This window comes from Blastopirellula marina DSM 3645 (assembly GCF_000153105.1).
GTDB lineage: Bacteria > Planctomycetota > Planctomycetia > Pirellulales > Pirellulaceae > Blastopirellula > Blastopirellula marina.
Genome location: NZ_CH672376.1, coordinates 2,546,831 through 2,567,393, shown reverse-complemented (window position 1 = coordinate 2,567,393; position 20,563 = coordinate 2,546,831). Strand labels below are relative to the sequence as shown.

The following is a 20,563-nucleotide window of genomic DNA, read 5'->3' as shown; positions in this document are numbered from 1 at the left end:
TCGTAGTTCTTAAGGAATCCAGTAGACGGCGCCGGTCACGACGGCGGCCTGAGCGGCGGCGCCTCGCAAGCTGATCGGCACCGGCGGCAGCAAGTAAGGAGCACAGCTGCCGGGGCGATAGTAGCCCAACGCGTACTGACATTCGCTCGGTGGATACATCCCCATCTGGTACGGCAGCACCGCAGCACTGACGAAGAAGTGGGCGCCGGAGAGGAGCGGCTGCGTGATCGGTCCGGTCATGTGACCGTAGCGTTCGAGCGCTCGCTCTTCAAAGTAAAGCGGTTTGTGGCAAAGAGCCGAAGCGGTCCAGTTGACTTCGGTGGTCGCCCAGTGACGGCCCGGGAACGCGGCGTCGGTCCAACCACACTCGTAGGGCAAGTCCCAATAGGCGGCGACAAAGCAGCGATCGTCGGCACTGAGCGTGCGAAGGTCAAATCGTTTGATCTCGCGACCGGTGTCGATCAACACGCGCTGGTTTTTGAAGTCGAGCATCCGGCCTTCGGCCAACAACTCGCCGTTCAACGAAGTCCAGCTGCGGCTCGGAGCTTCGGCCATCGCTTCATTCTTCATTTGCTCCGCGAGTTCCGCGTCTTCTTCATCCGGGCGAAACGCAGGCGTCATATCGAGATTGATCATCGGCAGCTTGAACGCTTTCAAACGATCGACGATCGCATTGCAGTTATCTTTGTCGTCGCAGCAGTTGCGGTCGTTGTAGACCGTGTTGCACGGAGCCGACTGCGGCTGGCGCGGTTGGATCGGCAACCCATCAGGGCCCAGTTCCATCGGTTCTCGATCACTCGACGACGGCATCGGACTGGGGACCTTCGGAGCGTTCATCGGCGGATTGGTCATCGGCAACGGCGGCTCAACGTCATTCGATGGAGCAAGCGGTTGCGGAGCGCCAAATCGGCTCGGCGGAGTCGCAGGCGCGACTTCTTCTTGATCCAATTGCGTCAGCTGATCGCCAAACGGATCGTTGAACGGATCGGCTGGCGACAACTTGCTGGCCGTTTGCACCATCCGCTGACCCGCAGGCGGAGCGAGTTCGACGTGGGCGACCGGTTGCACCGAGCTCGTCTTGTGAACCGGTTTCAGCTCGACAGGCGCGTTGACGCCGGCGGGCGTCGCGACTTCTGGAGCCGTAGAAACTTTGGTCGAGCGGCGCCACTGAAGATGGCTTTGCGGCTGACCATCGGCGGCCCACAGATCGGCCGCCGAAAAGAGGATAACAGCTCCGCACAGCGCTCTAGTCGTTGTTTTGATGAACGTCCGGGCTGTAGTTCGGGGCTTCCTGAGTAATTGCGATGTCATGCGGATGGCTTTCCCTAACACTGGCCGGTGTGACCCGGATGAACTTGGCGTCCCTGCGTAGTTCTTCAATCGTTCGCGTACCGCAGTAGCCCATCCCGGCTCTCAAGCCGCCGACAAGCTGATACACGAACGGACTCAAATTTCCTTTGAAGGGAACTCTCCCTTCGACCCCTTCGGGGACCAATTTGCCCCCGTCGCTGACTTCGCCCTGGCGGTATCGCTCTTTCGAGCCTTTCACCATGGCGCCCAGCGAACCCATGCCGCGGTAAACCTTGAAGGTTCGACCTTGGTACAGGATTACGTCGCCTGGGCTTTCGTGCAGTCCGGCGAACAACCCGCCGATCATGACCACGCTAGCGCCCGAAGCGATCGCTTTACAAATGTCTCCTGAGAACCGCACGCCGCCGTCGGCGATGATCGGAATCCCATGTTTTGCCGCGACCTGAGCCGCATCGCGAATAGCGGTGACTTGCGGCACCCCCACTCCCGAGACCACTCGCGTCGTGCAGATCGAACCAGGTCCGATCCCCACTTTGACCGCATCGACGCCGGCTTCGATCAAGTCGGCACATCCTTCGGCCGTCGCGATGTTTCCCGCGACAACGTCAATAGGCCAGTTCTTCTTGATCTCACGAACCGTCTCGATCACGTTCTTCGAGTGGCCGTGAGCACTGTCGACGACCAACACGTCAACGCTGTTATCAATCAGGCTCTGGACTCGTTCAAAATCCATCACGCCAACTGCAGCACCGACTCGCAACCGCCCCAAACTATCCTTCGACGCTTGGGGAAACCGGTTCATCATGTCAATGTCTTTGATCGTGATGAGGCCGGTCAGTTTGTATTCTTCGTCAACCAGTAAAAGTTTCTCCACCTTTTTAGCCGTTAAAATCTGCTCAGCTTCCGCAAGCGTTACGGTCCCCGTTGCGGTCACCAGGTTGTCTTTGGTCATAACCTCTTCGATACGAAGGGTATGCGACTCAAGAAACCGTAAATCGCGACGCGTCAGGATGCCTACCAGCTTGCCATCAGCTAGCGTGATCGGCATGCCTGAGACGTTGTGCTGCTCCATCACGGCCCGCGCTTCTTGCACCGGAGCGTCCGGCGGCATCGTCACCGGATCGACGATAATCCCGTTGGCCGAGCGTTTGACTTTATAGACTTCTTCGGTCTGGCGCTGGATTGAGAGGTTCTTATGGATGACCCCCAGTCCCCCTTCTTTCGCCAGGGCGATCGCCATAGCGCTTTCGGTGACCGTATCCATCGGCGAACTGATCAGCGGGATGTTCAGCTTGATGTTCGCGGTCAGTTGCGTTTCGGTCGTCACATCGGACGGGACGAAATCACTGAAGCGCGGGACGAGCAGAACGTCGTCAAAGGTGATAGCGGTTTTGGCGAAGATCTCGTCCATGGCGCGGCTCCCGAATCTAGCGTGATCGAAGCAGTGGGGGTAAACCCGCAATTATTGCGGCCCAAGCGACTGCTGGCAACGCTCTCACGGGGAGTCGCAGGCAGGAAAGACGACTATTTACCGACTTTCCCCCGCCTGACCGCTCAGCGATTGCGGCGGCTAAACAGCCCGCGACGGCGAATCGCCGTCGCCGACGTCTGCTCGGCGGGCGTCGCTTCGTAGCTAATTAGATTGGTCGTCGTGCGGTTAATCGTCTTTCCGGACGCGTCGACCGTCGTGCTCGAACTGGAAACAACAAAGCCCGGCACATCGGCGCAATGAATTTCAACCGAAGTTGTCGAAGTTTTCTCCGGAATAATAATCCGAGTCCGAAAAAAGGCGACGGTTTTGTTCTCGGCTAACACAGGGAAAGGCATTTCCAGTGCGATCGGATCGGTCGCGATCGTTTTGGTGACCACGTCCCCGCCGATCGCTTTCGCTTCAAATCGCCGTCTCAATACCCACGGCGCCGTCGACGGACAATACAAAATGTTGCCGCTGATTTCTTCGGATTGACCGGTGATCACCACTTTTCGTAGCTGGCACGGGTAGGTCACGCCGTTGACCGACAGCGCCTCTTGCTCGCCGGGGGTCACCGTCGCCGTATAGCGATCGGGCTCGCCGCTGAGACCGCTACGAAATGAAAGGGTCGGCTTATCAAAGACTTGTCCCCCTACTTCCGATTGCGACGCTGTTTCCAGCACCACATAGTTGTCACCGACCTCTTTCAGACGGATCGTCTGCGTCGACACGTTGATCGCGCCGGCCACGCCATCCTTATAGACCTGCGTCGTATGACGCAGCTTCTTCCACGAGCCGGGGGCAAAACGGGCCCATTCGTGGTGATCGTGGGGAGTGAGAAGATCCGGAGCATCCTGCGCCGCACAAAATGTGACGCTGGCCAGCCAGATCAAAATCGCAAGTCGTAACATCTCACCCACTGATCTAAATTACCGAAACCCCGAAGGCTATGAATTCTCCTTAAACTACGCTGAGGAAGCAGCTTTCGCAATGAATCCCAGAAATGTTAGCCACCAAACGGCCTATTCGGAGGGTTCTTCTAGTCCCAATGGGAACATTCCGGCGATCAAAAAGTCTTGTCTCGGGAAAATTGTTCGCAAGTCGATCTCAATATGCTCCGCCGTCGCACGGACAAACAGCGGATACAAACTCTCCTGCAATCGGGCACACAGCGCCGGGACATCGCCATCGGCAGGGACCAGCGAAATGCAAACGGAATCGATCGGCATGCTGCCTGCGATCAGATGCGCTTTGCATGGCTCCACGGCGACCGATTCGACCAGCGGCGATGCGATGATCTGCTCGGCCAGTCGATTGGCCCGCAGTTCCAGGTTCGCCTGTGAGGTCGTCAGCAACGACAGGAGGGGGATCTCGTCGCTGACCATCTCTCCCATCCGATAGATTTCCAAAGTTTCGGTCAAAGCGGCCAACGAAAGCGGAGACGAAGCGATCAGGGGAAAGAGAGCCGACTGACGAATCTGCTCAATCCACTTCCGCTGACCGACCAGTAGCCCGGCGTCAGGTCCGCCCAACAAGTGATTGCCGGCGGCGATCACCAAGTCGGCGCCCTGCGAGATTGCGGCCTGCACGCTATCGACGCCCAGTTCACGATACTCATCGCGATTCTGTAATCCGCCGACGCCCACGTCGTGCACCAGCGGGATGCGGCGCGATTTGGCCAGCGCCGCCAGTTCGACCAGGCTCGGATGCGTCGAGTTCGACGCGCCGGCAAAGTTACTCGCATCGATCGAGAGGATTGCGGCCGTTTCGTCATCGATCGCTTTTTCGTAGTCGGCGATCGTAGCGCAGTTGCTCGCGCCCACTTCCACCAAGCGTACTCCGGCGCCGGCGATCAGATGGGGCAAATGAATCGCATCAAACGTTTCTCCCAATTGTCCGCGAGCGACGATCAACTTGCGACCCGCCGCTAGTTCGTTCAGCGCCAAGTGCAGTGCAGCCATCCGCGAGTTGACGATCGCCGCTTCGGCGGCCGCCGCTAATTCAGCGATTAGCTTGGCCGTCTCGGCTTGCGAAACGCCGGGCTGGGCGGTCGCTGCAGCGAACTGCGTCGTGTGATAATCTCGCAGGCGAGCATACGCGCCTTGAATCGCGCGTTCAGGAAGCGCACATTTGCCCAATTCTGGCGCCAACACGACGCCGGTCGCGTTGATCGCCGCACGAATTCCGGGAGGCGCATCGCCAGAGAGCCAACGCGAGATCGACTCCGCCATTTGATGCAGCTTGGGCGCTGGAAAATCGGCGACGCGGGTTTTGAAGTCGCGCTGATACCGATCCAAATATGCGCCGACGCTGCTAACCAGCGTGGCCGGGTTCATCGTCTCACGCAACTTTTTCAGCGGCGGTCGTTCAAGCAATTCGCTAACAGTCGGCAATTTGCCGAATAGATTGGTTGGCATTCGTTTTCTCCCGGGGACCTTTTCTTAAATTATTGTCCCTACGAGAGTTGCGGGAAAGGTGCTGCCTGACCCGGCGAGACCGAACCGGCCAATCGTGTGTTACGGCCGCTTGACCTCCGGTCATCGCCTGGATGTCAGAACCGGGGAACGAACGTGCTGATCTAGAGCCCCCGCTTGGAAAGCTCCCCAAATAGCTTTGCCTGGGCGGCAAAAAGCCACGAATAGAGGGTCAGGCATACGATTTGCGATGGTTCTCAATGCAAAACTTCTGCCCCCCCAAAGGTAATCTGATGAAATCATTTCGACTGATGGCTCTTTTAAACGTATTGGTCGGCATCGGCCGGGCCATGATTGGCTATGCGGCGATCACAGGCGGAGGCGCCTATTACGGACAGGGAATCAACAGCCCGCAGATGTACATCGCGAGCGGCGTGATCTCGATCGTGTTGGGCATCGGCAACTGGCTAAAGTGGCAACTCGCGACTGTGGGATCGATTCTGATGATCGCCCTTTCGATCTATGACAGCCAGTATGGAGACGCGAACCAGGATTGGCGATTTTGGGCGCTAGTCGTGTACGCCACCATCTTGACGGTCTTGGTGCTGTGGTCGTACTTCGATACGGCGAAAGAAATGAAAGCGAAGAATTCTTGAGAACGTCATCCCACGCGGCCCCGCGAGATCTCGTTGCTGGACCAGGCAAAATCAATCACGAAGCGATGCAGGCGTGGTGCGCCCGGACGGAAGTAGCTCGGATGATTGTGCTAACCGTGACCAGACTGATCGTACCGCAGCCAACATGTCGCCAAATGACAAAGTTCACCTCGAAGGCACATGCTTTTTTGTTCACGTTTCTGAAGTTCTCACCCAGGGCTGCGTCGCCCGGCGGCGGATGGACTTCAGACATGCTTAAGGACGACGTGTTGGGTCGGAGAAGAGGGGGCGTCGCTTGATCCTAAAGAGGCCGAAATCCCTGCCGGTCTTTGCTTGTCAGCTCAGTTCGGCAGGAATCTCCAGTCGCACCGGAACGAGCACGGACTTGGAGTTGGCGCTTCCGTTTCTGGCGCTCTCGAGCAGAAGTTGCCCCCATTGAAAACCTTGATCCTTCGGGGTCATGGTCGACCGAATCGCCGGATAGGGGAGCGGCTTGGAGGTTCCCTGAAAGTAATCGGCGACCGCCACGGCGACATCCTTTTGCGGCGTGAGGCCGGCCGCTTCAATCGCCTCATAAATGGGTTCGATCATTTGCCAGGGTCGCAGCAAGATCCCCGGCAGATCATCACAGGTCTCGAGGAAATGTTGAATTTCTCCACGGACGATGACCGGATCATGCGGCAAACTGCGAACGATCAGCGCGTTTGCCGAAAGTCCTTCACCCGATGCAATCTCGGCGATCGCATCTGCAACCCGATAATCTCCCGCTCCTAACCCAGGACGCTGGCGGGTAATCATCAGAATTTTGCGATGCCCTTTGGAGAGCAGATAGTTGGCCAGCAATCGTCCCAACTGCGTCTGGTCGCGATCGATACAAGAGAGCCCTTGGCTCGATGCATAGAGACTGCCGGCGACGACCGTCGGCAAACCGGTGTCGCGAACGCCATTTGGACCTTAACCATCGCCTCGATTGCCAGCGGCACTCGCCGGCAGCGGGCTCGATTTCGTCTTCATCGATACCGAGCATATCGCCCTGGATCGCGCCGAGCTTTCTTGGATGTGCCAGACCTACCAACAGCTTGGCATGGCGCCGCTGGTCCGTATTCCTGAGCCAAATCCGAACCTCGCGACCATGGTTCTGGATGGAGGCGCAGCAGGCGTCATCGCTCCTTACGTCGAGACCGCCGAGCAGGTCCGCGCACTGGTTGGCGCCGTCAAGTGTCGTCCGCTGAAAGGAGAGCGACTAGAACGCTACCTGCAGGGAGAGTCGCTGGGGCCGGAATTGCAGCAATATATCGAGCAGCACAATTCGCAACATACGCTGGTGATTAACGTCGAAAGCACGCCTGCGATCGCGGCGATCGACGACCTGCTTGCGGTTAACGGACTCGACGCTGTTTTGGTAGGCCCTCACGACCTTTCCTGCAGTCTGGGCATCCCCGAGCAGTACGATCATCCGCGGTTTGACCAGGCGATGCAAACGATCATCCGCAAAGCACGCGCTCGTCAGGTGGGCGCTGGAATCCATTTCTGGGGCGACGTCGCTCAAGAGGTGGACTGGCTGCGCCAGGGACTCAACATGCTGATCCACAGCGCCGATATTTCGCTGTTCGTCAAACAACTTCGCGCCGAGCTAACCCATATTCAATCTGAACTCGACCCGCTCAACAAAAAGCGGGAATCAGACACGCCAGGCATGATCGCTTAGTTCGCCGTGCGACCAGTCCAGACAGCCGCTGCCCCAATCATCCCCACTAGTTATCGCACTCGCGGAGTATTCATTGATGCCGATTCCGTTCCATCGCATTGCATTGTTTGGCAAATCGCTCGGCGCCGTTCTTATTTGCCTGGCGCTGTTGCCTGCTGTTGGCTGGGCGGAGGGACTGCGAGTCGAATCGGTTGATGTCGAAGTCCTGTTGCATGCGCCGGAAGATGGTACGCATTGGATGCAAGCGCGTCCCGGCAAAATTCCACAGCAAAAGGGGGACCCCCAAACAGACCGACCGATAGAAGTCATCACGCTGCAAGCGATTGATGGAAACGGCACGCACATGTACCACGGCATGAGCAGCATGTGGTCCGACGATCACGGTAAGAACTGGCACGGACCGCAACTTGATCCTGCGCTGGATCGTCGCACGCTGGAGGACGGGCTTATTGAGGTTCCAGTCGACATGACCCCGCACTGGCACGAAAAGTCAGGCAAGCTGCTCTTAACGGGCGCGACGTTTTGGCTTGATCCGAAGTTGAAGAAACATGCGCCCAACGGCGGCAGCGACATCGCCTATTCCGCCTATGATCCCGGTGCGCATCGCTGGGCGCCGTGGAAGAAGGTGGAGCTGCTAGATTCGCCGGAGTTCCATTTTGCTCGTTCTGGCTGTTCGCAGCGATACGACCTTCCGAACGGCGACATCTTGCTGCCGATCTACTTTGGAGGGGGCGGAAACGATAGCCGCCACTCGGCGATGGTGCTGCGCTGTCAGTTTGATGGAGAAACGCTTCGTGTCATCGAACAAGGAAATGCGCTGTCGATCGACATCGACCGGGGCTTTGTCGAGCCGTCGCTCACCAAGTTTGGAGAGACCTTTTTTCTCACCCTGCGAAATGACCGGGGAGCCTATGTCACGACCAGCCAAGATGGGCTTCACTTCGCTCAGCCCCAGCCGTGGGTCTTTGACGATGGCCAGCCGCTCGGGAGTTACAACACCCAACAACACTGGGTGACTCATTCGGATGGGCTGTTTCTCGCCTACACCAGAACAGGCGCCGACAACGATGACATCTTTCGTCACCGAGCTCCGCTGTTCCTCGCGCAAGTCGACCCTGAGAAGCTGGTCGTCCTTCGCCAGACCGAACAGGCGCTCTTGCCAAAGTTGAAAAACGGCTTCGGCAACTTCGGCGTGGCAAACATCTCGCCGGAGGAGACCTGGGTGGTCGCTGGCCGCAGCCGAGCAAAATCAGGAGAACCGAGTCTCTATCTTTCGCGCATCCGCTGGTCGCAGCCCAATGCAGCGCCCTAGCGGCGTCTCCAACGAAGCAGGGGGGGGGCGGCTATTCTGTCGATAGGCGCCGGCTATACTCTTATCTCCATGGATGTGGCGGCGGTTCGTTGGCCATATTGCCAACGCCGATCACCTGCAGTTCCTCATTCGCTATGCCGGACTCACCTTCCACGTCACGCATCCGCCTCGGTCTCTGCTGCATCTTTCACGACCAGCCGATCAAGTTTCGTAACACCACCGTCAAGTCGATCAGCGGCATGCCGCGTGACGCCGGGTTGGCCAAGTTGTCAGCTCTTTGCCTGGCCAATGCTGATGCGTTGCTGCTGGCGCTGCAGTTTTGTGCAGAGCAGGGGATCGGCTCGTTTCGGATCAATAGTCAGATCCTGCCGCTGAAGACGCATGCCGAGTGCGGGTACGACATCCGCGAACTGCCTGACGGAAAAGAAGCCGTTCGCCGCTTTCGGAAATGCGGCAAGTTCGCCGCGGCCCACGATATTCGCACCAGCTTTCATCCCGATCAATTTGTGGTGCTCAATTCGCCGCGTGCGGAGGTGGTCGAGCGCTCGCTGGCGGAACTCGAATATCAAGCGGAAGTCGCCGAGTGGGTTGGCGCCGATGTGGTGAACATTCACGGCGGCGGCGCCTATGGCGACAAGCCGGCGGCGCTGGCGCGGTTCGCCGAATCACTATCGCGCCTCTCCAAACGAGCCCGCAGCCGCTTGACGGTCGAGAATGACGACGTCACCTATACGCCTGAGGACCTGTTGCCGCTTTGTCGGTCGACCGGAATTCCGTTGGTCTACGATGTGCATCATCATCGCTGCAATCCCGATGGTTTGTCGGTCGAAGCGGCGACCGAGCAGGCGCTGGCCACCTGGAATCGCGAGCCGCTGTTTCATCTTTCCAGTCCGCTGGAAGGCTGGAAGGGACCGAAGCCGGGTCGCCACCATGACTTTATCAACATCGTCGACTTTCCCGACTGTTGGCGCGAGCAGACATTGACCGTCGAAGTCGAAGCGAAGGCGAAAGAAGTCGCCGTGCTGAAGCTGATGAAGCAACTAGCGCGCCCCTGGACCGTCTACATGCTGCAGTGCGCCGATGGATCCCTCTACACCGGCGTCACCAACGACCTATCGCAGCGCATCGCCAAACACAACGCCGGCACCGGCGCGCGGTACACGCGCAGTCGTCTACCTGTGGTGGTCGTTTATCAAGAGTCGCAGCCGAATCAAAGCGCGGCCTTGAAACGCGAACTGGCGATCAAAGCTCTGTCGCGAGCGGCGAAAGAGACGCTGATCGGAGATCGGTCCGGATAACGTTGCTGCTAGGCCGACAATTTGCGGTTAGATCTCATCGGAAGCCGCTCGGCGACATCTTCCACGACCTCGGACCTACGGCGATATGCAGCGAGATAGCTGTGTCCGAAAATCGTCAATGTCTTTCCCTTTTTCGTCACGGGTTTCCGAAGGATTGCCGGAACGCAAAAATATCTGCGCAGCCGCTGGAGCAGTTTATCCATCGTGCATAGCAAGCGAACAATCGCTGTAATCCACTACCAACAAATGGCTTATGATCGAGTCGCCCATTCTGGCCCAATCATCACAGGAAGATATCTCACCATAATTCCGTCTTGGCGGAGTCCCGTACGACCTCCGTTGACGCTCCTTTGTAGGATCGCGGTTGAGTTGATTGATCCGAGATCCCCTAGATAGACTTCCATTAAGACGCATTTTACGTGGGCCTAATTTCCCGGAATCTTCTATTCAAAACGCCGATTCGCATTTCATTCTCCAATTTGGGCACATCATTCATTACCTGAGAAAAATCATGAAAAAGAATGCTTTCACTCTCGTCGAACTGTTGGTTGTCATTGCGATCATCGGCGTATTGGTCGCTTTGTTGCTGCCGGCGGTTCAACAAGCACGCGAAGCCGCGCGCCGCATGCAGTGCACCAACAATCTAAAGCAAGCGGGATTGGCCCTGCACAACTATCACGACACCTTCGGCAAGCTGCCGGCGATGTGCGGCGGCACCGGCAGTGGTCCGATCCATAACGACAATCGCCTGGGAGGCTGGGTTGCGCTGCTGCCGTTTGTCGAACAAGGAGCTTTGTACAACCAGATCACCTCCTCGTTGACGATCGGTTCGACCACGTATCCGCCGTACGGCGATAATCCGTGGAACACCAGCTATACGCCTTGGCTGACGAAGCTTTCGTTCCTCCGCTGTCCATCCGATCCGGCGACTCCGGCCGAGACGGACTTTGGGTTCTCCAACTATGCGTTCAGCATGGGAGACCGGCCGGCATGGGCGGGCTCGACCAACCCAACGAGCGGCATGTTCGGCTTCCATAGCTGGAAGAATTTCGCCAGCGTCACCGATGGCTTGAGCAATACGCTGGCCATCGGCGAACGAGCCGTCGGCGAAGCGAACACCACGAAGATCCGGGGCGGCGTCGCGATCGCTTCCGACGCGTGGAACGGCAGTTCGGAATCTGACATCACTCCTACCAGCTGCGCCGCCAAACGGGGACAGAATGGAAACTACCTGAGCAGCGTGACGGTGAAAGAGTACCCGGGGCGTCGCTGGGCGGATGGAGCGCCGCTTTATTCTGGGTTCCTGGCGATTTTGCCGCCAAACAGCCCTTCGTGCGTGCTGGATGACTGGGACGGTCGTCAAGCGATTGTTACAGCAACCAGCTATCACCCAGGCGGAGTGAACGGTGCGATGGGAGACGGATCCGTTCGCTTCTTTTCGGATACCATCGATGCCGGAAACCAATCCCTAGCTCCTGCCAACGGCGCTTCTAACTACGGAGTTTGGGGTGGTCTAGGAACGGTAAGCGGTGGAGAAGTCAATCGTTCGTAGTACGGACATTCTCACTCGCCGGAGTATTGTTTGTGCAATCAGGCGCGCCGGCATGATCAGGGCGCGCCGTGTCTGCCCTTTCCCCATCCGAGACTTGGAACCGACACGATGCGATATTATCTGTTAGGAGCGCTGTTTCTTTTGTTCGCCGGATGTTACGGCGGCTCTCAATTGCCCAATGCCGTACATGTCGCTGGGATCGTGACGCTTGACGGCGATCCGCTAGAAGGAGCGACGATCGCGTTCGCACCGGTCGACGCGACCGGACGATCCGCCACGTCGATGACCGACGAAGGGGGCCGTTTTAACATGGGCACCCTCGCCTTCAATGACGGAGTCGTCCGCGCAAGCTACAATGTTACGATTGCGAAGACCGAGGTCGATACGTCGAACCTGGTCACCGATCCCCAAGCTTACTATGAGCGGACAGGACGGCCGGCGCCGGCGCCAAAGATGACCTATATCGTTCCTAAAAAGTACAACAGCATCGCCAAGTCCGATCTCAGCATCACGGTGGATGAGCCGCGAGATGACCTACGGTTTGAGCTGTCGTCAAAATAACAGAGACAGACGTTTTGATGCGTGAATTATGCGTGGTAATATTGCTGGTTTTGCTCGGCGATTTTGCGGCGGCGGCCGACGCCGTTCCGCTGTCGGCCTTGGATCTTTCCCAGATGTCGTCCGGCTGGAGCGTGCCGAAAGCGAACGCCAACATCATGGGCAAAGCGCTCTCGATCCGCGACAAAAAATTCGCGATGGGGATCGGTACGCACGCTTCCAGTCGCTTGCGGCTGCAGCTTGGACAGAACGCGCTTCGATTTCGCAGCGTCATCGGCATTGACGATAGCGCCGGCGGACAAGGCTCTGTCCAATTTCGCGTCTTCGCGGATCGCCAACTGGTCTTTCATAGCGGGACGGTCACCGGCAAGAGCCCCGCGCAGCGGATTGATCTGGATATTGCCGGCGTCGACCTGCTAGAGCTGGTGGTGGATGACAACGGCGACGGCAGCGCCAACGATCACGCGGATTGGGCCGACGCAAAGCTGACGTTGCGCGACGACAAACGTCTGCCGCAAGCTCTCGCCCCCTTCGAAACGATCGATTTAAAAACCGCGTCGTTCCACCTCCGTTTTGTCGTGGGAGACGATCGGCGGCTCTACCAGGCTCCCATTTGCGCAGCAGAAGAGCAGCTGCCGCCCAGCCGCAACCAAGTCGCCTATCCTCAGGGAGGCGATGGGTATGTATGGGAACCGGCGCTGCAAGTGGTCCACGCGGACGGCGACCGCTCAACTTCGCTCCGCTTTGTGGATGTCGAGCGCACCGGCCTGGAGGACGAACGTGAGCAGGTTCGCATCCGCTTGCAAGATGACGTTTACCCACTGCAGGTCGATCTCTACTTCCGCCTAGATCCGGCTCGAGATGTAATCGAAGAGTGGCGCCATATTCATAATCAGGGAGAAGGGAAGATCGCGCTCGAGCGGATGGCTTCGACTAGCTGGTTATTCGACGCGCCCGATTTGCATTTATTGCATTTCCACGGCGACTGGGCCGACGAGATGAACCCGATCGCCGAAAAACTGACTCCCGGCGTTAAATCGATCGCGTCACTGCTGGGAACCCGAGCGACGCAATTTGTCGCTCCCTCGTTTGTGCTCTCCCTGGATGGACCACCGCAAGAGCAACAAGGCCGCGTCATCGCCGGATCGCTGGCCTGGTCCGGAAATTTCCAAGCGGCGTTTGAGCACAACGGTTCGCAAGTACGAGCCCTTTGCGGCGTCCATCCGTTTGGGTCGACCTATTATTTGGACGCCGGCGAAGGCTTTCAGACTCCGACGATGATCTGGGTCAGCAGCAACCGCGGCCTGGGCGAGATGAGCCGCAAGTTTCATCGCTGGGCGCGGAAACATGGGATTCGTGACGGCGATAAGCCGCGCGATACGCTGCTAAACAATTGGGAGGCGACCGGCTTTGACTTTGACCAACAACGGATCGAAGGCCTGTTACCGCCGGCGGCGGAAGTTGGCTTTGAGCTCTTTTTACTCGATGACGGTTGGTTTGGCGACAAATATCCGCGTGTCAATGATCGCGCCGGGCTGGGAGACTGGCGCCCCAACCCCAAGCGATTTCCAGATGGAATGGAGCCGATCGCGCAATCGGCTATCGAACAGGGCATGCGGTTTGGAATTTGGATTGAACCAGAGATGGTGAATCCCCAGAGCGTGCTGTACGAGCAGCATCCCGATTGGGTCATTCGGCAGCCTCACCGCGACCTGGATTATCAGAGGACGCAACTGGTGCTTGATTTGACGCGTCCCGAGGTCCAGCAGTTTGAACGCAGTGCGATTCAAGAGACGCTAAAGACCCGCGGCGTCAGCTGCGTTAAATGGGACGCTAATCGCTATGTCACCCAGCCTGGCTCCGCTTATTTGCCATCGAACCAACAGACCCATTTATGGATCGACTACACGAACAATCTCTACCAACTGATGCAACAAACGGCCAGGGAGTTTCCACAGACCGAATTGATGCTTTGCGCCGGTGGAGGAGGCCGCGTCGACTACGGCGCGTTGCGTTATTTTCATGAGTTTTGGCCGAGCGACAATACGGACGCTGTGCGCCGCGTGGCGCTGCAATGGGATTACTCCTATTTCTTTCCGGCGATCTCCATCTGCAGTCATACGTCGGAAATGGGGAATCACCCGCTCCATTTTGCGACCGCCGTTTCAATGAGCGCACGGCTGGGAATGGATATCGATCTGGCGGAACTATCTGCGGAAGAAATCGCAACTTGCCGCAGTGCAATCGCGGCGTACAAAAAGTTCCGCGATGTCATTCATCTGGGCGACCTGCACCGCATCGAATCGCCGCACGACGGAGCACGAAGCGTGGTGAACTTTGTCTCGCCAGAGAAAGAACGAGCGATCCTCTTTGCCTATCAGTTAAAATCTGGAGCTCGCCGCGTCGTCAAGCCGCAAGGACTTGATCCGCAAAAAAGCTATCGTCTCTTCGAGCGTCATCCGCAGAGCGGGCGGCCCCCGGTGGCCGCCGAAGGCCAGTCAATGCGGGGACATGAGTGGATGGAGCAAGGGGTACGCTTATCGACTTCCGCAGCGATTCAAGCGACGATTCTTGAATTTACGGCAAACGAAGCAACGTGAATCCGAGCAAGCCACCACGATCCCAAGTTGTGCTCTTGTTGATCGAATCGTCGCGCGGCTATGGTCGAGCGTGCCTGCATGGGGTCGCCGACTATTGCCGGATTCACCGGAACTGGCAGATCCTGCATGTCGAACGCCGTCTGAACGAAGCGCTTCCCGAGGCGATTCAACATTGGAATATCGACGGCGTGATCACGCGGATCGAAACCGATGACGTGATGGAGACGATTGATCGACTCGGCCGGCCGACCGTCGATTTGCGAGGTTCTTACTTTCCCCAACGGGGAGCGACGTTTGATACCGATCATGCCGCGTGTGCTGAGATGGCCGTCGAACACTTTGTCGAACGCGGCCTGCGGGATATCGCCTACTGCGGATATCCCGGGATCGACTTTTCGGACCTGAGAGCGGCGCCTTTTGAGCGGATCGCTCGGCAACATGGTTGTCGCACGCATAGCTTTGTCGGCAGCCAGGTGGATCGCGATGCGATGGTTCGAGAGTTGCTGGGAGAATCAGAAACCAACGAACTCGGCAAGTGGGTTCAAAGTCTACCGCGACCTTGCGGCATACTCGGCTGCAACGACGTTCGCGCGCGGCAAGTCCTGATGAGTTGCAAGCTGGCAGGAGTCGCCGTGCCAGAAGATATCGCGCTATTGGGAATCGACAATGACCTGACCATCTGCAATCTGGTGACGCCGCTGCTTAGCAGTATCGAACCTGATGCGCACCGCATCGGTTACGAAGGCGCCGCAAGTCTGGATCGGCTGATGAAGGGAGAACAGGTCGAGAAACACGTTTTGATTCCCCCCAAGTCCATCGTCGTCCGCGGATCGTCTGACGTGATGGCGATCGCCGACCGCGAAGTCGCCGCGATCGTGCACTATATCAGCGAGCATGCATGCAGCGGGCTATCGGTCGAGATGATCGCCAACCAATTTCACCTCAGCCGCTCGTCCTTGGATCGCCGCTTTCAACAGGAATTGGGCCGCGGCATCAAGTCAGAAATCGACCGCGTGCGAATCGATCACGCCAAGGCGCTGTTGCGATACACCGATCTAAAGCTGATCGCCATCGCGCACCACACTTCGTACTCTTCGGCGGCAAAGCTGGTCTCGGCGTTCAAACGCATTACTGGCGTTACGCCGGGAGCGTTTCGAGCCAATTGGCAGTAAGATGGCGTTGAGGGCGGACGGTACAGACGTGCGCCCCAGAAATTGACTCGACCCAGCAGCTTAAAACTTTGGGCGATCCAACGACATGAACTGATCGACCGTTTCGGGCGGTTCCGGTTCGCCGCCGCCGAACATCGAGCCCCACCAAGAGCTGCTCGAAGATTTCTTCGGCTTCTTTAGGCTCGGGACTACTTTCTTTTTCGGCTTGTCGTTCGCATCATCAAACGGGTTCAAAAAATCGGCCGTTTTGCTGAAGAACTGCTGCGTGCTCGAACCCATCTTCGACAGCGTGCTGGGTTCTTTTTTGGCCGTCCTTTTCGCCGGTTTGCTGGCGAACGGGTTATAGTCGGACCAATCGGCCTGGGCCGGACTGCCGGTTAGCGCTAGTAAAAACAGACCCAACAGCGCCAAACTCATCCATTTTCGATACATGACTCGCTCTCCTTCCGCAGTGTGTTGAGACTTGCGCTGCGGACTTTGTCAAAAATGAAGGTCGGCGTCTAGAGCAGTCTAAGGCCTCCCAAGGCCGCAATCCGCTGACGACGGACCGCCGACGCATTGTCCACTAGGGGGCAATTCTTTAGCATTGAGCGTTTCCTACATCCAACTTGCCAGAAAGTCGGCTGAAAATGAGCAAAATCGGTTTCCTGGGCGCCGGCCAGATGGCGCAAGCCCTTGCCAGCGGCTTTGTGCGAGCCGATCTGGTCCATCCGGCCGATATTATCGCCGTCGATCCGTTTCCGGCGGCTCGGACTAGTTTTGGCCAATTGGTGCCTGGCGCTAGCGTCAGTGACAGCGCCGCCAAACTGGCGGCCGAGGTCGATGTGATCGTCTTGGCGGTCAAGCCGCAGATGCTGCAAGCGGCGATCGCGGGACTTGGCCTGATCGGCGATAACGTGCTGCTGGTTTCGATCGCTGCGGGAACCTCGTTGGCTCGCTTGGCCGAGTGGACCCGGTCGACGCGGATCATCCGCGTGATGCCGAATACGCCGTGCTTGATCGGCGAAAGCGCCTCCGCCTTTTGCGCCGGGGAAGGAGCGACGACAGATGATGTCGCGCTAGTCGAGAAGCTGTTAGGCGCCGTCGGCGTCGTACGGAAAGTCGATGAAAAGCTGATGGACGCGGTCACCGGGCTCTCCGGCTCGGGACCAGCCTATGTCTATGTGCTGATCGAGGCGCTCGCCGACGCCGGAGTAAGGGTCGGCTTGCCGCGCGATGCGGCGCTGCAACTGGCGGCGCAAACGGTCCGCGGAGCCGCCGGCATGGTGCTGCAGACCGGCGACCACCCCGGCGTACTGAAAGATCGCGTCACAAGTCCCGGCGGGACGACAATTGCTGGGTTGCAAGCGCTGGAGGCAGGCGGATTTCGCTCGGCGGCGTATGATGCGGTGATTGCGGCCACCGCCAGGTCGAAGGAATTAGGGGCGGAATAATTCTGCGGGCGCCCCTTTCCCGCGAAACTATAATTTACTGCAGGCGGTTACCAGGCGATTAGCGCCTCAGAGGAGATGTCGAAATGTCTTCGTTGTTTTGCATGATTGACGACAAGCACGTTCCCCTTTACCGGATCTTATGGATCGCGGACGTGCCGCACTTTTGCGGCGCCGAAGATTGCTTGTGCGAAGGTCAGTACGAAGTCCGGTTGGAACAAGGTGAGTCGCTATGGACGAACCGCGAAGAACGGGACACCGTCATTGCTGCGCTCGAGCGTTGGCATGCGGGAGACGATTTTGACGATGTCGAAGGGGAGGAACCCTGGGACTAACGTCTTTTAAAATGTCGCGCCTGTAATCGGCAAGAAATAAAAAAACGGCCGAGCGAGTGATCGCGACGGCCGTATTTCGTGAGATCGATTCTGGGAGCCGATCAAGCGACATCGTCGCTACTTCTTTTTCTTCGCCGTCTTTTTCACGGCCGCTTTGGCCGACTTCTTTTTGGCGGATTTGGCGGTCTTCTTGGCGGAAGTGTCGCTCTTTTTCGCAGGCTCTTTGCCGAACGCAGATTCCCAACCGCTGGAATACTTTTGATTGGAACCAAGGCGAATAATGGACACGGCTCAATACCTCGTAGTTAAACAGATTCTTTGAATTGCTTGGGGCAAGCATTTGTTGGTAACGGATCGCCGCCGCAAGGTCAAGACTCTACGGCGAAGCGAATCCGAAAACGAACGATTAGTGTTTCAGCTTTTTGTACTTGAATCGCGGCGGTTGGTCGGGATTGATGCCGAGACGTTCACGTCGCTGACCTTCGTATGTACTGAAGTTTCCTTCGCACCAGTGAACGTATCCATCTCCCTCAAACGCAAGGATATGGGTCGCCAGACGGTCGAGGAACCAACGATCGTGACTGACCACCACCACGCAGCCAGCATAGTTCATGATCGCTTCTTCGAGCGCTCGCAACGTGTCAACGTCCAAGTCATTGGTCGGTTCGTCCAACAGAAGAACGTTCGAGCCGCGACGCAACAGCGCCGCCAAATGGACGCGATTTCGTTCACCGCCAGAGAGCACGCCCACCTTCTTCTCTTGGTCGGGTCCGCGGAAGTTAAACCGCGAAACGTACCCGCGTGAATGAACTTTGCGATTCCCCATGACGATGGTGTCGTGCCCGCCGGAGATTTCCTGGAAGACCGTTTTCTCGGGATCGAGCGCATCACGCGACTGATCGACGTAACCCATCTCGACCGTCGTACCGATCCGGAACTCGCCGGTATCTGGCTCGGTTTGGCCGGTCAACATGCGAAACAGGGTCGTCTTGCCGGCGCCGTTGGGACCGACCACGCCGATGATGCCGCCGGCTGGAAGGTGAAAGCTGAGATTGTCGATCAAGATATTATCGCCGTACGCTTTGGTGACGTTTTTGGCTTCGATGACCAAATCGCCCAAGTGCTTGCCCGGCGGGATCTGGATTTCGAATTCGTCGTTGCGTTCTTCAAATTGCTCGGCCGACAATTTTTCGTAGGCGTTGATACGCGCCTTACCTTTGGACTGCTTCGCCTTCTGCGAACTGCGAATCCATTCCAATTCATTGGCCAGAAACTTCTGACGCGCCTCGGACTGCTTTTCTTCCAACGCGAGCCGCTTCTGCTTCTGCTCGAGCCAAGACGAATAGTTTCCTTCGTACGGATAGCTGCGGCCATGCTCGATTTCGAGAATCCAGCCGGCGACGTTGTCGAGGAAGTAGCGATCATGGGTGATCGCGACGATCGTCCCGTGATAGGCCTGCAGATGATGCTCCAGCCACAAGATCGACTCGGCGTCGAGATGGTTGGTCGGTTCGTCCAGCAGCAGCAGGTCCGGCTTCTTCAACAGCAGCTGACAAAGAGCGACGCGGCGGCGCTCGCCGCCTGAGAGCTTCGAGACATCGGCGTCGCCGGGGGGCAAGTTCATCGCGTCCATAGCGATCTCGATCTCGCGATCGAGCTCCCAACTGTTGGTCGCTTCGATCTCGTCCTGCAGTTTGCCCATCTCTTCGTAGAGGGCGTTCATCTCTTCATCCTCGAGCGGCTCTCCCAGCTTCATGCTGATTTCATTGAACCGCACGAGCAAATCGCGGCGATGGGCGACCGCTTCTTCGACATTCCCATACACATCTTTTTCGGGATTGAGTTGCGGCTCTTGCGATAAATAACCGACCGTGAAACCGGGGGTCAACTGCGCAACGCCGTCAAACTCCTTATCGATGCCTGCCATGATCTTGAGAATGGTGCTCTTTCCGGCGCCGTTCCTCCCCAGCACGCCGATCTTGGCGCCGGGGTAGAAAGCGAGCCACATCTCTTTGAGGATCTCGCGTTGGCCGAACTTTTTGTTCAAATTCTCGATCGTGAAGATATGTTTTTTACCCATGCAGGAACTCTCTAACGTCTTTCGTAGCTAGCGTTTAGTGGTGATGCGGGTAATGTAGAATCGCAACCGATTATCGCGATTTTAAGCAATCGATCTGCCCGCTGTTTATCGACACGCAGATAGCTTCCCTAAGGAGCGAATTAAGGGTTGTGAGATCGGAATAGCGTGATATCATGATGCCAACGAACATTAGTTCGGGCAAAGACTCTTATCTTAACTCCACGCGATCGTTAGCGGCCTCGACTTCGAGCACCCACCAGCTCGCCCCGCCTGTTGAGACTGTAATACGAGCGATGATCCCGTTCATGGGCGCGACTGTTCCCAACAGTCGCGCCTGTTTTTTTGCGCTGTCGGCTTTCTGCGTTGCCGGACGAGCCAGCAACGGCCCCTGGTCGCCGCTTGGACACGATCCCGCGGCGCCAGTTTTGTGGTGGCACATTCGGCAGCGATTGAGCTTCATTTCATCGTAGCTTGAGGTACAAGCCGAGGGAATTTGGCCCCAAGCTTCGACCCCGGCTTGAAGCACCCAACCGCATTCCCTCGGCTCGCGGCTCGGGCTGTTTTCGGCTTAGCGATACCCACACGGATTGAAGTGGCCAGCCGGATTCCCTCGCTGGCGCTGCGGGCTAGTGTTACGGTGTTCGACTTGATTCCGACCGTGGTTTA

The 20,563-nt window shown here is 57.6% G+C and carries 18 protein-coding genes; 10 read left to right on the top strand and 8 right to left on the bottom strand.

Annotated features, from left to right (window positions below):
* Nucleotides 1-9: 9 nt before the first annotated feature.
* The 4 genes from DSM3645_RS28210 to selA all read right to left on the bottom strand — a co-directional run bounded on the left by DSM3645_RS28210 (nucleotide 10) and on the right by selA (nucleotide 5,199).
* Nucleotides 10-1,311 (bottom strand): hypothetical protein, encoded by a 1,302-nt coding sequence (locus DSM3645_RS28210; protein WP_002652536.1) that lies wholly within the window; start codon nucleotides 1,309-1,311, stop codon nucleotides 10-12.
* A complete protein-coding gene (gene guaB / locus DSM3645_RS12460) occupies nucleotides 1,247-2,722 on the bottom strand; it encodes an IMP dehydrogenase (RefSeq protein WP_002652535.1) in 1,476 nt (491 codons plus the stop codon). Before guaB ends, DSM3645_RS28210 begins: the two co-directional genes overlap by 65 nt.
* A gap of 143 nt (nucleotides 2,723-2,865) precedes the next feature.
* Entirely contained in the window at nucleotides 2,866-3,693 is an 828-nt protein-coding gene (locus DSM3645_RS12455) for a hypothetical protein (RefSeq protein WP_002652534.1), read from the bottom strand.
* A 111-nt stretch (nucleotides 3,694-3,804) separates the two neighbouring features.
* Nucleotides 3,805-5,199, bottom strand: a complete 1,395-nt coding sequence (gene selA, locus DSM3645_RS12450; protein WP_002652533.1) for an L-seryl-tRNA(Sec) selenium transferase — start codon at nucleotides 5,197-5,199, stop codon at nucleotides 3,805-3,807.
* A 290-nt stretch (nucleotides 5,200-5,489) separates the two neighbouring features.
* On the opposite strand from selA, the gene DSM3645_RS12445 reads away from it, so the two are divergent.
* Complete coding sequence (locus DSM3645_RS12445; protein WP_002652532.1) at nucleotides 5,490-5,852, top strand: hypothetical protein; 363 nt, start codon at nucleotides 5,490-5,492, stop codon at nucleotides 5,850-5,852.
* A 336-nt stretch (nucleotides 5,853-6,188) separates the two neighbouring features.
* On the opposite strand, the gene DSM3645_RS12435 is transcribed toward DSM3645_RS12445, so the two are convergent.
* Nucleotides 6,189-6,779: a LacI family transcriptional regulator gene (locus DSM3645_RS12435; RefSeq protein ID WP_002652531.1), complete on the bottom strand. Its 591-nt coding sequence runs from the start codon at nucleotides 6,777-6,779 to the stop codon at nucleotides 6,189-6,191.
* Between the two features lie 43 nt (nucleotides 6,780-6,822).
* On the opposite strand from DSM3645_RS12435, the gene DSM3645_RS12430 reads away from it, so the two are divergent.
* From DSM3645_RS12430 to DSM3645_RS12400, 7 genes are all read left to right on the top strand, one after another.
* Nucleotides 6,823-7,560: an HpcH/HpaI aldolase family protein gene (locus DSM3645_RS12430; RefSeq protein WP_002652530.1), complete on the top strand. Its 738-nt coding sequence runs from the start codon at nucleotides 6,823-6,825 to the stop codon at nucleotides 7,558-7,560.
* Between the two features lie 76 nt (nucleotides 7,561-7,636).
* Nucleotides 7,637-8,872: a hypothetical protein gene (locus tag DSM3645_RS12425; RefSeq protein ID WP_002652529.1), complete on the top strand. Its 1,236-nt coding sequence runs from the start codon at nucleotides 7,637-7,639 to the stop codon at nucleotides 8,870-8,872.
* A gap of 134 nt (nucleotides 8,873-9,006) precedes the next feature.
* Entirely contained in the window at nucleotides 9,007-10,170 is a 1,164-nt protein-coding gene (uvsE, locus tag DSM3645_RS12420) for a UV DNA damage repair endonuclease UvsE (protein ID WP_002652528.1), read from the top strand.
* A 511-nt stretch (nucleotides 10,171-10,681) separates the two neighbouring features.
* Entirely contained in the window at nucleotides 10,682-11,722 is a 1,041-nt protein-coding gene (locus DSM3645_RS12415) for a DUF1559 domain-containing protein (protein WP_002652527.1), read from the top strand.
* A 108-nt stretch (nucleotides 11,723-11,830) separates the two neighbouring features.
* Nucleotides 11,831-12,283, top strand: coding sequence for a carboxypeptidase regulatory-like domain-containing protein (locus tag DSM3645_RS28205; protein WP_002652526.1), 453 nt, complete (start codon nucleotides 11,831-11,833; stop codon nucleotides 12,281-12,283).
* A 17-nt stretch (nucleotides 12,284-12,300) separates the two neighbouring features.
* Entirely contained in the window at nucleotides 12,301-14,880 is a 2,580-nt protein-coding gene (locus DSM3645_RS12405) for an alpha-galactosidase (protein WP_081444807.1), read from the top strand.
* A gap of 29 nt (nucleotides 14,881-14,909) precedes the next feature.
* Nucleotides 14,910-16,052, top strand: a complete 1,143-nt coding sequence (locus tag DSM3645_RS12400; RefSeq protein ID WP_050769362.1) for a XylR family transcriptional regulator — start codon at nucleotides 14,910-14,912, stop codon at nucleotides 16,050-16,052.
* Nucleotides 16,053-16,112: 60 nt separating this feature from the next.
* Here the strand turns inward: DSM3645_RS12400 and DSM3645_RS12395 are convergent, their stop codons facing one another.
* Entirely contained in the window at nucleotides 16,113-16,484 is a 372-nt protein-coding gene (locus DSM3645_RS12395) for a hypothetical protein (RefSeq protein ID WP_002652523.1), read from the bottom strand.
* Nucleotides 16,485-16,681: 197 nt separating this feature from the next.
* Between DSM3645_RS12395 and proC the strand changes: the two genes are divergently transcribed.
* Nucleotides 16,682-17,485: a pyrroline-5-carboxylate reductase gene (proC, locus tag DSM3645_RS12390; protein ID WP_002652522.1), complete on the top strand. Its 804-nt coding sequence runs from the start codon at nucleotides 16,682-16,684 to the stop codon at nucleotides 17,483-17,485.
* An 83-nt stretch (nucleotides 17,486-17,568) separates the two neighbouring features.
* Nucleotides 17,569-17,817 (top strand): hypothetical protein, encoded by a 249-nt coding sequence (locus tag DSM3645_RS12385; RefSeq protein WP_002652521.1) that lies wholly within the window; start codon nucleotides 17,569-17,571, stop codon nucleotides 17,815-17,817.
* A 117-nt stretch (nucleotides 17,818-17,934) separates the two neighbouring features.
* Here DSM3645_RS12385 and DSM3645_RS30915 read toward each other — a convergent pair whose 3' ends face one another.
* Nucleotides 17,935-18,105, bottom strand: a complete 171-nt coding sequence (locus DSM3645_RS30915) for a hypothetical protein (RefSeq protein ID WP_002652520.1) — start codon at nucleotides 18,103-18,105, stop codon at nucleotides 17,935-17,937.
* A 118-nt stretch (nucleotides 18,106-18,223) separates the two neighbouring features.
* Nucleotides 18,224-19,897 carry an energy-dependent translational throttle protein EttA gene (gene ettA, locus DSM3645_RS12380; protein ID WP_002652519.1) on the bottom strand — a complete coding sequence of 558 codons (1,674 nt, stop codon included), beginning with the start codon at nucleotides 19,895-19,897 and terminating at the stop codon, nucleotides 18,224-18,226.
* Nucleotides 19,898-20,563 lie beyond the last annotated feature (666 nt).